Genomic DNA, 11,088 nt, shown 5'->3' on the forward strand with positions numbered 1-11,088 from the left:
GTCGTCGGGGGGGCGGGGGGGGGGGGCGGGCCTTGGCCCGGGGGCCCGGGCCCGCGGCGCGGGGGGGGGGGCGCGGGGGGGGGGGGGCCGGGGGGGGGGGGCGGGGGGCCCCCCCCGCCAGGGCGCGGCGCGCCCCGTACACGCAGGCACCGAGCGCGAGCCAGGCCAGACCGGTGGCGGCCCCGCGCGGACCGGTCGCCACCAGCATGCCGACGACCGCGAGGAAGGCGAGCGGAAGCAGCAGCCGGGGCGCGGGGGTGCGGAACGCGGGTGCGGGCGCCGTCGGATCGCGTCGCAGCCGTACCAGCGCGAGGAGCGGCGGGAGGAAGTGGAGGACGTACAGGAATCCGCCGGCGGTCGCCGCCAGCGAGACGCTGCCGGTCAGGGCGACGGCGGCGAGCAGCGCGCCGTCGACGGCGACGGCCGTGCGCGGTGTGCCGGAGCCCGGCCGGACGGCCGCGAGGCCGCGGGGCAGCAGGCCGTCCCGCGCCATGGCGAACAGGGCCCTGGAGGTCACCATGAGCAGGGCGTTGCCGGCCGCCGCGAGCGTGAGCAGGGCGCAGCCGAGCATCAGCCACCGGGCCGGTTCCCCGCCGAAGCCGCGCGCCACGTCCGCCAGCGGCGAGGCGGAGGACCCGAGCACCCGCGTCGGGGTGGTGCCGAAGGCGACCAGCGCGACCAGGAGGTACAGCGCGAGCACGACGGCGAGCGTCAGCAGGATCGCCAGCGGCAGGTTGCGTTCCGGGCGCCGGATCTCCTCGCCCGCCGCGGCCACCATGTCGAAGCCGCCGAAGGCCAGGAACACCACCGGTGTGGCCAGCAGGACCCCGGACACGCCGTGGGGGGCGAACGGCGTGAGGGTCGCCGTGCCGACCTCGCCGGCCCCCCACACGGCGAAGGCCACGAAGCCGGTGACCGCCACCAGCAGCACACCGGTCTGGGCCCAGCCGGCGAGGCGGGCGCCGAGCAGGTTGACCCCGGTGCACAGCGCCACCAGGCCGACCGCGCCCACGGGCGCCGGCGGTCCGCCGGCGGCCTGCAGGTACTCGCCGAAGCCGATCGTGATGTAGCCCGAGGCGAGCAGATAGCCGCCCCAGTAGATCCAGCCCATGGCGAATCCCCAGCGCTCGCCGAGGACTTCCCGCGCGAAGGCGTAGCCGCCGCCGGCCACGGGCAGCCGGCAGGCCAGTTCGGCATAGGGGAGGGCGATCAGCACGGAGACGGCGGACGCCAGCACGAAGGCGAGGAGCGCGGCGGGGCCCGCGGTGTCCGCGGCGACCTTGACCAGGGTGAAGATGCCGCCGCCGACCGTGCCGCCGATGCCGATGGCCAGGGCGTCCCGCAGTCCCAGTTCGCGGCGCAGCCGGGTCACGGGCGGCGCCTCAGCCGGTGCGCGGTCCATGCCCCGGGCCGTCCGCGAGCGCCTTCTCCAGCGCCGCGCACAGGTCGCCGAGCACGGGACGGGTGAGGACGAGCTTCAGCGTCAGCGGCAGCCCGCGGTCCTCGGCGAGCATCACCGCCTTCACCGCGAGCAGCGAGTCCCCGCCGAGCTGGAAGAAGTCGTCGTCGGGCGAGACCCGTGCCACGCCGAGCAGTTCGCTCCAGACCTCGGCCATGGCGGACTCGATCCACGACGAGGGCGCGGCGCGCTCCCCGTCCGCCTCCGCCTCCGCCGGCACCCGGCCGAGGGCGACCAGGGCCTCCCGGTCGACCTTGCCGTGCAGCCCCCGCGGCAGGACGTCGTGCTCGACGTAGCCGCCGGGCCGCATGTACTCGGGGAGGCGCCGCGCGAGGTGCGCGGCCAGGGACGCGCGCCTGCCCGGCTCGCCGCGCGGGCCGGCCGGGACGAGGTGGGCGACCAGGCGCTCGGCGCCGGAGTCCTCCCGGACCAGGACCACGCACGCGTCCCGCACGTCCGGATGGCTGTTGACGGCCGCCTCCACCTCGCCCAGTTCCACGCGGTGGCCGCGCACCTTCACCTGGTCGTCGAAGCGGCCCAGGTACTCGATGAGCCCGTCGGCGCGCATGCGGCCGCGGTCCCCGGTCGCGTACATCCGGGCGCCGGGCTCGTCGGCGTACGGGTCGGGCAGGAAGCGCAGGCTCGTCGCGCCGGGCCGGCCGAGATAGCCGCGGGTGACCGCCACGCCTCCCGTGTGGATCTGGCCCTCGCCGCCCGGGCCGACCCGGCGGCCGTGCTCGTCGAGCAGCCGCAGCGTGACGCCGGCGAGCGGCGTGCCGAGCGGGGGGTTGGTCTCGTCGTCGGGGATGGGTCCCATGGCGTGGGCGCTGACGCACGTGGTGGCCTCCGAGGGGCCGTACCCGTTGATGAGCAGGTTGTCCGCGCCGCGCGCGGTGTGCCGGGCGGTGAAGGCCCGGGCCCGGTCCATGGACATCACGCTGCCGCCGACGATCAGCCGGCGCACGCTGTCGAACGCCTCGGGGCGGGCGTCCCACAGCACGTGGAACAGCGTGGTCGTGATCAGCGCGGTGCTGATCCGCTCCCGGATCAGCAGGTCGGGCAGCTCCTCGATGGCCTGGTACGAGGGGGCGGCGATGACGAGCCGCCCACCGGAGGCGAGGGCGCCCCAGATCTCGAAGGCGGCCACGTCGAAGGCGAGCGGGGCGAGTTGGAGGAAGGACTCGCCGGGGCCGAAGTCGACGTAGCTCTGCCGCGGGTCGACCAGGTTGACGGCTCCGCGGTGCGTCACGCCCACGCCCTTGGGGGTGCCGGTGCTGCCGGAGGTGTAGACGACGTACGCCAGGTTGTCGGGGTGCGGGCGGGGCGCCGGGGACGGGGCGGACGGCCCGGCGGGGCCGGAGGAGGTGCGGGTTTCGGTGGGTGCGGTGGGCTCGGTGGGCTCGTCCTCGACGAGCAGGGTGCGCACCGGGGCGGCGAACGGCGCGTCCGGTCCGCCGGCGCTGCTCAGGACCAGCCGCACCGCGCACTGCTCGGCCATCAGCGTCAGCCGGGCCTCGGGGTAGTCCAGCGGCAGCGGCAGATACGCGGCTCCCGCCTCCACCACGGCCAGCATGCCGACCACGGCCTCGATGCCCCGGTCCAGGTGGATCCCGATGATCTGCTCGGGGCCCGCGCCGAGCGAGCGCAGCCACGCGGCGCGCCGCCGCACCCGCCGCAGCAGCTGGGTGTAGGTGAGGGTCCGTCCGTCCGCGGTGACCGCCGGCGCGTCGGGGTGGGCCTCGGCCACCGCCGCGAACCGCTCGTGCAGCAGCGGGCTGTCTGTCGTCATGGGTCTCACTCCGCGTCGTCGGCGTGCTTCGGGGGCCGGGGGCGCGGGTCCACGCGGGGCGCGAACCGCACCGGCAGGCTGCTCAGCCCCCGCATGAAGGTCGAGTAGACCGGGACGGCCTCCCCGGTGATCTCCCAGCCGTCGGCGTACCTGACGAGCGCCTTCAGCAGGGCGGTCATCTCGATCCGCACCAGCCGGGCCCCCGGGCAGGTGTGCGGTCCGCGCAGGAAGCTGAGGTGGCGGTTGGGGGTGCGGCCCAGATCGAGCCGCCGCGGGTCGCCGAACCGGTCCTCGTCGTCGTTGGCCGAGCTCATCCAGGCCGTGACGATGTCGCCCTCGGCGATCCGTACGCCGCCCAGCTCCGTGTCGCGCACGGCGGTGCGCCCCACGTGCATCGGCGCCGTCGTCCAACGCAGGAGTTCCTCGACGGCCGTGTCGAGACCGACCTCGCCGCGCACCAGCCGCCGCCACTGGTCGGGGTGGTCGGCGAGCGCCTGGACCGTGCCGGTCATGGTGTAGCGGGTGGTCTCCTCGCCGCCGAGGAGCAGGCTGTAGCAGTTGTAGAGCAGTTCGTCCTCGGTCAGCCCGAGCTCGCTCCCGGTCATCCGGACGAGCAGGCCGAGCAGGTCGTCGCCGGGCTCGCCGCGCAGCGAGCGGACCAGCCGCGCGAAGTACAGCAGGATCTCCTGGCGGGCCAGCCGGGTCGAGACGTCGTCGGTGACCGGCGTCTCGGAGGCGAGGGTGTGGCTGGCGTCCGCGTACAACGCCTCCCGGTCCGCCTCCGGCACCCCCAGCATGTCGCAGACCGCGGCCATCGGGATCGGCCGGGCGACGTCCCTGGCGAAGTCGGCCTCGCCCCGGGCCACGGCCGCGCGGACCAGGCCGTCGATCCGCGCGACGATCCGCTCCTGGTACGGGGCGAGCGCCGGCGCGGTGAACGCGCGCATCAGCTCGCGGTGGACGCTCCGGTGCCGGGGGCCGTCCGAGACGGCGAGCATCCCGCCGCCCGCCGGGTCGCCGCCCGCGAGCAGCGTCCCCAGGGTGTTGCCCCGGACCGAGGTGAAGCGTGCGGAGGAGACGCAGACCTCCTCGACCAGCCGGTGGGGGGTCACGACCCAGAAGCCCCGGCCGTCCGGCGTGGCGTGGCGGGCGACGGGCCGGTGGCGCCGCAGGTGCCGCCAGAGCGGCCGCAGGTCCCGCTCCGCGTGCACCACCGGGTCGGTGAGGTCGGCGTCGGCGAGATCCGGTACGACGGTCACCGTCACCGCCCCTCCCGAGCGGGGGTGTCGTCCGTGTCGTCCGTCATGGCGCGGCGCAGCGACAGCGGACGCATGTCCGTCCACAGGGCGTCGACGCGGGCCGCGCACTCCTCCGCGGTGCCGGCGGGACCGACCGCGCGCCATCCACGGGCCGCCGGCCAGGAAGCCGGGACGGTCGCGTACTGCAGTTCGTCGTTGACCATCACCACGTACCGCTCCCCGTGGGTCACGCGGTCCCCCTCCTGGTCGGCATGCGCGGAACGGGTCCCAGTGTGCTGACCCGGCACGTCACCCGGCCATGGGACGGGAGTCCCAGTCGGCGGCCCTCGACTCCAGCGCGCGGATGGTCCCGCCCGGCCCGCTGGGACCCTGGTCCTGCCCGCCCGGCCGGTCCGGTCCGCCTTGCCAGTCCTGCCCGCCCTGTCTGCTCTGCCTGTCCTCCACCGACAGCAGTCCTCTGCGGAGCCCGATGACGAGGGCCTCGGTGCGGTCGGACGCCTGGAGCTTGGAGAAGAGCGAGGTGATGTGGTTCTTCACCGTCTTCTCGGAGATGCGCAGCAGCGTGGCGATCTGACGGTTCGTCCGCGCGCTGCCGATGAGGCGCAGGATGTCGTACTCACGGCTGGTCAGGTTGTCCGTCCGGGGATCCGCGGCCGGGTGCTCGTCCGCCTTGGCGCAGGCGACGAGGGCCGAGGTGGCCCGGCTGAGCCGTCCCGCGTGGAGGACGGAGCGTCTGGCCTCCTCGCTGACCGAGCGGCTGTGCTCCTCCACGACGTCGAGCAGGAGCGGCGGGATCCGGCCATCCGTCGGCGCGCACAGCCACACCATCGCCGCCCGGGCCCGCTCCCGCCGCTCGTGCGCCACGCCCGGAGCGGTGGCGAGGCCGGCGACGAGCGCGGCCAGTCCGGGCCGGTCGAGACCGGCGAGATGGAGCCATTCGTCGAAGTTCCGGGTGATTGCGCCGCCTGATTTGTTTGCCACCAAGAGCGGCCCCCCAAAGTCATATCCCTATGTCACCGGCGGAGTCGACGCCGGAGTGATCGGCGGTGATCAAAACACACGGGGGAGGGGAATCGCGCGACTTCACCTGACAGATTTCACATGGCGAGACCGGTGGTCGAATAGTTTGTCAGGTCGGTTATCGGGGTGGACTGACGTGCGCCGCAACTGCCGTCCACTGCTGCGGAGTTGAGGAGAAATGAACGCATCATGACGCGGATCTCGCCATCCGAGATCGGGTTCGCAAGGGCTTGATCATTCCCGTGGGCCGTGGTTGCCTTCCTGGGCTAGCCTCCAGGGAACACCTGATGAGGTCGTTGATTTTCCGTTTGTCACGGGGGAGCCCATGAAGCACGCGAAGAATCATTCGGATCGCGTTCGACATCTCCACACACTCGGTCCGCACGGCACCAACCTGGAAGCCGCGTCCCACGAATGGCTTCGGCGGGGCGGCATCCAGGGAACGGTGACGCTGCACGCGTCGATCGAGTCCGCGCTCGAAGCCGTTCCGGACGACGGGGAGCACGCGCTGGTCGCCTGCGCGGTCTATCCCGCGCTGCACACGCTGGTCTTCGGCAACCTGCACCGCCTGCACATGATCGACAGTTTCGTCATGCCGACGCACAACATGGTGCTCGCCACCAACGGCACGGCCCGGCCCGCGACCGTCGCCTCCCACCCGGCGCCGACGGGGCTCATCCCCGCCGGTGCGGAGGTCCGGGAGGTGCTGAGCAACTCCCAGGCGGCCATCGACTGCGCCGAGGGACGCGTCGAGGGCTGCATCACCACCATCGTCGCGGCCGAGAACCACGGACTGCGCGTGGTACGGGACTTCGGCGCCGTGCCCATGGTGTTCACCGTCCACCAGGTGCTGGCGGTCGACGTCGAGAGCGAGCTGCCGCTCCCGGTGGGAGCCGCGCTGTGAACCTCGCGACCGCTCCCGTCCCCGCCGGCCTGCTGGCCGACGCCGACGAACTGACCGGGTCCCTCATCCCGATGGTCGACCGCTTCCGGGAACGGCAGGCGGACGACGGAACCGTCCCCGAGGCGACCGAGGCCGACCGTGCGCTGCTCGGCCGCATCCGCGACGAGGCGTGCGCCTGGTACGCGCGGCGCGGCGGCGACGCCCAGGCGGACGCGCTGGCGGCCGACGTCGAGGGCTGGCTCGCGGCCGGCCTGGACACCCCGCCCCACTTCGCCCGCTCGCGGGACGCCCTGCGCGTGCCCGAGGACGGCGAGGCCGTCTTCTTCCTCGCGCCGCTGCAGAGCACCAACAGCGCACCGCCCGTGGGCAAGCGGCTGGACTGCTTCTTCGCCCTGCGCAAGGAGCCCGCCGCGCTGCCCGAGCTGGCCGTGTCGTATCCGCACCCCAAGAACAACTGCCAGTCGCTGGTCCTGATCACCGGCAGCGCCGGGTTCCGGCAGGGCAACTGCCTGGTGTTCTTCCCGGAGAACGTGGCCGCTCACGACAAGATCACCGAGCAGCCCTACGCCATGTTCTTCTACAACAAGATGCGGAAGATCCACGAGACCTACGCGCTCACCGGGGCGGAGGCCGTCCTGACGCCGGAGTCCCTGCCCCGGGCGTCCACGGGCCTGGACGCGGCCGTGTGCTTCGAGGCCCGGGCCATCTGGGGCTATCTGCACGACTCGATGCACTACCAGGGGCTGTGGCCGTTCGACGAGCACATCTCGCTGAAGATGAACTGGTTCGTCGGCCTCCTGGAGGAGATCAAGGTCGACGCCAAGACCGTCCTCGCCTGCCAGGACGGCGACGTCGTCCCGTTCGCCGAGGAGCAGACCGACATGATCCTGCTGGAGCGGATCTTCCGCTACCCGCAGGCGGACGACGCCACCCGCAACTTCGACTCGGGCACCGGGGTGTTCCTCTACTCGTGGCTGCGCGAGCACGGCGCGCTGGCCGGCTCCCCGGCCGACGGTTCCCTCCTCCGCTTCGACCGGGCCAAGGCCCTCGACGCGCTGCGGGAGTTCGTCGCCACGGTCGAGAAGCTGGAGGCGGAGGTCACGACCGACGACGAGTACCGCACGGCCGCCAGGGAACTCGTACGCCGCTACCTTCCCGCTCCCGAGCCCGCCCCCGCCGGCGCGCGGCGGCAGCGGTACGCCTTCACCGAGGACCAGCGGGTGCTGCTGCGGGCCAAGCAGGGCCTGGACCGGATGCCCGCGCTGGAGTTCGAGCGCGCGGAATGGTGACGGACGCCTCCCCGCGCACCCGCCGGGGCGGGCTCCTCGTGGTGCCCGCCCTGTCGGTGCTGATGATCGTGCTGCTGGCGGCCGGCTGGGTGCTGGCCGGCCATCTGGTCGACGGCGCCCCTCCGCTGGCGGTGGCGGCGGGGCGGACGGCGGCCAGTTTCGCGGTCATCACCGTCGTCGCCCTGCTGCACCCGAGGCTGCGGTCCGAGGCCCGGACCGCGACCACCCGCGGCGGGAGCGTCGCGCTGCTGGCCTTCCTCGGCTTCTTCGCGTACTACTCGGGGACCCTGCTCGGGACCGGCTTCATCGGCGCCTCCCGGGTCGGCCTGATCGTCTCCCTGCTGCCCTGCCTCACCTTCGTGATCGGCGCCGTCGCGTTCCGCGAGCCCTCCTCGCGGCGCAAGGTCCTGGGCACGGCGCTGGCCGTGCTCGCGGCCCTCGGATACGCCCTGGCCGACGCCTCCGCCGGCGACGGCGGAGGGACCGGGACCGGCGGAGGCGCCCTGGTGAGCGGGGGCCTGCTGGCGCTCGGCGGCACCTTCACCTACGCGGTGTACGGCTACGTCTACCGGCGACGCATGGCGGACCTGTCACCGGTCGCGTCCCTGCCCGCCATCACCGGCGCGGGCACGGTCATGCTGGGGCTGACGGTCGCCCTGTTCGTCCCGCTCGGGGGAGTCTCCGCGGCCGACTGGGGCGGCATCGCGGCCCTCGGCGTGGTCCTGACCGCCCCGGTCTTCCTCATCTCGCACGAACTCATCCTGCGCAAGGGGCCGTTGTTCACCTCCGCGCTCGCGCTCGTGGTGCCGTTCCTGGTGCGGCTGGGCGAGTGGGCCCTGGGCCGGGAGGCCGCGCCGGGACCGCTCGTGCTCCTGCTGCTCCTGCTCTGCGCGGGCGGCGTGTGGCTCACCATCGGCGGCGCCGCCACCCCCGGGCGCGCCGCGACCGGGGCGGCGGAGGACCAGGAGTCCACCGGGGAAGCGACCGGGGCGGCGGAGGACCAGGAGTCCACCGGGGAAGCGGCCGGGTCGCGCACCCGGCAGGAAACATCGTGACGGCAAAGGACCTTGTGATGACGACGGACAGACCCCGCCCCACCCTCGTGCTCGTCTACCAGCGCGCCTCGCTGCCCTGGATCTTCGAGGGCGCGGAGCGGGCCGGCATCGACCTCGTACTGGTGCCCCGGCCCGACGAGGAGGTGTCCGAGGACGAGCTGCCGCCCGCCGTGGTGGAACTCCTGCGGCTCGACATCGACGCCGACCGGGCCGGCGCGCTGGACGCCCTGCGGCGGCGGCACGAGGAGAACGCCTTCCAGGGCATCGCCACCCTCTTCGACCCGGCCGTGCCGTTCGTCGCCGAGGCCGCCGAACTGCTCGGGCTGCCCGGCATCGGCCGCGACGTGGCGCTCGGGGCACAGGACAAGCGCGTCATGCGGGAGCGCCTGGCCGCCGCGGGCCTGAACGTGCCGGGCTTCGTCCGGCTGGACCGGGCGGCCGACTGGGAGGAGGCGGCGCGGCTGGCCTTCCCCGTCGTGGTGAAGCCGGCCCAGGGCTTCTCCAGCCTCGGCGTCACCAAGGCGGAGACCCCGGAGAGCCTGAAGAGCGTCGTCGACGAGGTGTGGCGGACCAGCGCGGGCAAGTTCGGGCAGGTGGACGGCCTGGTCGTCGAGGAGTACCTGGACGGACCCGAGTTCGCCGTCGAGTCCCTCGCCCGGGGCGGAGACGTGCGGATCCTCACCATCGGCTACAAGGGCGACCCCCAGGGGCCGCACTTCGAGGAGGGCGTCTACCGCGCGCCGGCCGAGCTGCCCGAGGCGGTGCGGGACGACATCGTGCGCGAGGTGACCGCCGCGCACAAGGCCCTCGGCATCACGGACGGCCCCACCCACACGGAGCTGCGGCTGCGCGGCGGCACCACGCCGTACCTGCTGGAGATGGGGGCCCGGATCGGGGGCTCGGGCGTGTCCCACTACATCGTCTCCGGGGTGACCGGCCTCGACTTCGCGGCGCAGGCCCTGCGGATCGCCGCCGGCATCACAGACGGGATCACCGACGGGACCGACGCGGGCTCGGGCGCGCTGCCGGCGCCCCTCGGAGCCGCGGCCAACTACATCGTCCCCTGCGGCGGATACGGACGGATCACCGCGATCCACGGCCTGGACGCACTGCGTGACGACCCCAGGGTCGACCACGTCGTGCAGATGCTCTTCCCCGGCGACGTCGTGAGGCCCTACCCCGACTTCACCGGCTATCCGGCGTTCGTGCTGTCCCGGCACGGGAGCACCGCCGAGACCGAGGAGTTCCACCGGTTCCTGGAGCAGTCCATCCGCATCGAGTACGCCGAGGGCACCGGCCACGGCAACGAGGGGCAGGCATGACCACCACCGCGTTCGACGACCGCGACGGCGTGATCTGGCTGGACGGGGCGTTCGTGCCGTGGCGCGACGCGAACCTGCACGTCCTGTCCCACGGGCTGCACTACGGCGGCGGCATCTTCGAGGGCATCCGCGTCTACGGCGGCCGGGCCTTCAAGCCCGTCGAGCACTTCGAGCGCTTCCACGCCTCGGCACGGGAGCTGGGCTTCCGCGTCCCCTTCGGCCCCGCGGAGCTGGACGCCGCCATGCGGGAGACCATCCGGCGGCAGGACATCGTCGACGGGTACGTCAGGCCCGTGGCCTGGCGCGGCAGCGAGCAGATCAGCGTGTCCGGAGCGGGCACGTCCGTCCACGTCGCGATCGCCGCGTGGGAATGGCCGCACGTCTTCTCCGACGACGCACGCACCCGCGGCATCCGGCTGCGCACGTCCCGGTGGCGGCGTCCGTCCCCGGACACCGCGCCGGTACGGGCCAAGGCGGCGTCGCTGTACAACATCTGCACCCTCGCCCGCGACGAGGCGGAGGCGGCCGGATACGACGACGCGCTCCTGCTGGACTACCGCGGCCACCTGGCGGAGGCCACCGGGGCCAATCTCTTCCTGGTGATCGACGGGGCCCTGCACACGCCGACCCCGGACACCTTCCTCGACGGCATCACCCGGCAGACGGTCCTCTCCCTCGCCGAGGACCTGGGGATCGCCGTCCACGTACGGCACATCGGGCCCGAGGAACTGGACCGCGCCGACGAGCTGTTCCTCACCGGCACGGCCTACGAGGTGCAGCCGGTGCGTGCCGTGGACGAGCGTTCCTACGAGGTCGGAAGCGTCACCTCGGCGCTGGCGAAGGCGTACACCGACCTGACCCGTGCCGTGACCGTGCCGTAGCCGTCCGGCCCACCCCCCCCACCCCACCCCCCCCCCAGCGCCCCCCGGCCCCCGACGGCGGACGACCCACCCCCCGCCGCCCCCCGGCACCGGCGCCCCCCGCCAGCCCC

10 protein-coding genes are annotated in these 11,088 nt (G+C 73.8%); 5 read left to right on the forward strand and 5 right to left on the reverse strand.

Translation table 11 applies throughout. The features are described from left to right. The 5 genes from ACFW1I_RS19815 to ACFW1I_RS19835 form a co-directional block, all read right to left on the reverse strand. Positions 1-1,402 (reverse strand): APC family permease (locus tag ACFW1I_RS19815; protein WP_384671513.1); only part of this gene is annotated, 1,402 nt, incomplete at its 3' end. After that, a complete protein-coding gene (locus ACFW1I_RS19820) occupies positions 1,383-3,248 on the reverse strand; it encodes an amino acid adenylation domain-containing protein (protein WP_384671515.1) in 1,866 nt (621 codons plus the stop codon). The genes ACFW1I_RS19815 and ACFW1I_RS19820, both read right to left, overlap by 20 nt. Before the next feature lie 5 nt (positions 3,249-3,253). Next, on the reverse strand, positions 3,254-4,507 hold the full coding sequence (locus ACFW1I_RS19825; RefSeq protein WP_384671518.1) for a cytochrome P450: 1,254 nt from the start codon (positions 4,505-4,507) through the stop codon (positions 3,254-3,256). Positions 4,508-4,509: 2 nt separating this feature from the next. Then, positions 4,510-4,737 (reverse strand): MbtH family NRPS accessory protein, encoded by a 228-nt coding sequence (locus tag ACFW1I_RS19830; RefSeq protein ID WP_384671520.1) that lies wholly within the window; start codon positions 4,735-4,737, stop codon positions 4,510-4,512. A 58-nt stretch (positions 4,738-4,795) separates the two neighbouring features. Further along, positions 4,796-5,488 carry a response regulator transcription factor gene (locus ACFW1I_RS19835; RefSeq protein ID WP_384671523.1) on the reverse strand — a complete coding sequence of 231 codons (693 nt, stop codon included), beginning with the start codon at positions 5,486-5,488 and terminating at the stop codon, positions 4,796-4,798. Positions 5,489-5,972: 484 nt separating this feature from the next. Between ACFW1I_RS19835 and ACFW1I_RS19840 the strand changes: the two genes are divergently transcribed. Genes ACFW1I_RS19840 through ACFW1I_RS19860 form a run of 5 tightly spaced genes read left to right on the forward strand, consistent with a single transcriptional unit; the run spans position 5,973 to position 10,978 of the window. Then, complete coding sequence (locus ACFW1I_RS19840) at positions 5,973-6,431, forward strand: bacilysin biosynthesis protein BacA (RefSeq protein WP_384671526.1); 459 nt, start codon at positions 5,973-5,975, stop codon at positions 6,429-6,431. Then, complete coding sequence (locus tag ACFW1I_RS19845) at positions 6,428-7,720, forward strand: DUF6421 family protein (RefSeq protein WP_384671529.1); 1,293 nt, start codon at positions 6,428-6,430, stop codon at positions 7,718-7,720. The genes ACFW1I_RS19840 and ACFW1I_RS19845 overlap by 4 nt, the downstream gene beginning before the upstream one ends. Continuing rightward, positions 7,714-8,775, forward strand: a complete 1,062-nt coding sequence (locus tag ACFW1I_RS19850; RefSeq protein ID WP_384671531.1) for a DMT family transporter — start codon at positions 7,714-7,716, stop codon at positions 8,773-8,775. The genes ACFW1I_RS19845 and ACFW1I_RS19850 overlap by 7 nt, the downstream gene beginning before the upstream one ends. 17 nt (positions 8,776-8,792) lie before the next feature. Then, entirely contained in the window at positions 8,793-10,097 is a 1,305-nt protein-coding gene (locus ACFW1I_RS19855; RefSeq protein WP_384671534.1) for an ATP-grasp domain-containing protein, read from the forward strand. Then, positions 10,094-10,978, forward strand: coding sequence for a branched-chain amino acid aminotransferase (locus ACFW1I_RS19860; protein WP_384671536.1), 885 nt, complete (start codon positions 10,094-10,096; stop codon positions 10,976-10,978). Before ACFW1I_RS19855 ends, ACFW1I_RS19860 begins: the two co-directional genes overlap by 4 nt. The last annotated feature ends 110 nt before the right edge of the window (positions 10,979-11,088 follow it).

Source organism: Streptomyces sp. NPDC058955 (assembly GCF_042741435.1).
Classification (GTDB): domain Bacteria; phylum Actinomycetota; class Actinomycetes; order Streptomycetales; family Streptomycetaceae; genus Streptomyces.

Bases quoted from the DNA above. Each gene is read 5' to 3' on its own strand.
- ACFW1I_RS19855 (WP_384671534.1), top strand. From the start codon at position 8,793: ATGACGACGGACAGACCCCGCCCCACCCTCGTGCTCGTCTACCAGCGC.
- ACFW1I_RS19820 (WP_384671515.1), bottom strand. From the start codon at position 3,248: ATGACGACAGACAGCCCGCTGCTGCACGAGCGGTTCGCGGCGGTGGCC.
- ACFW1I_RS19860 (WP_384671536.1), top strand. From the start codon at position 10,094: ATGACCACCACCGCGTTCGACGACCGCGACGGCGTGATCTGGCTGGAC.
- ACFW1I_RS19850 (WP_384671531.1), top strand. From the start codon at position 7,714: ATGGTGACGGACGCCTCCCCGCGCACCCGCCGGGGCGGGCTCCTCGTG.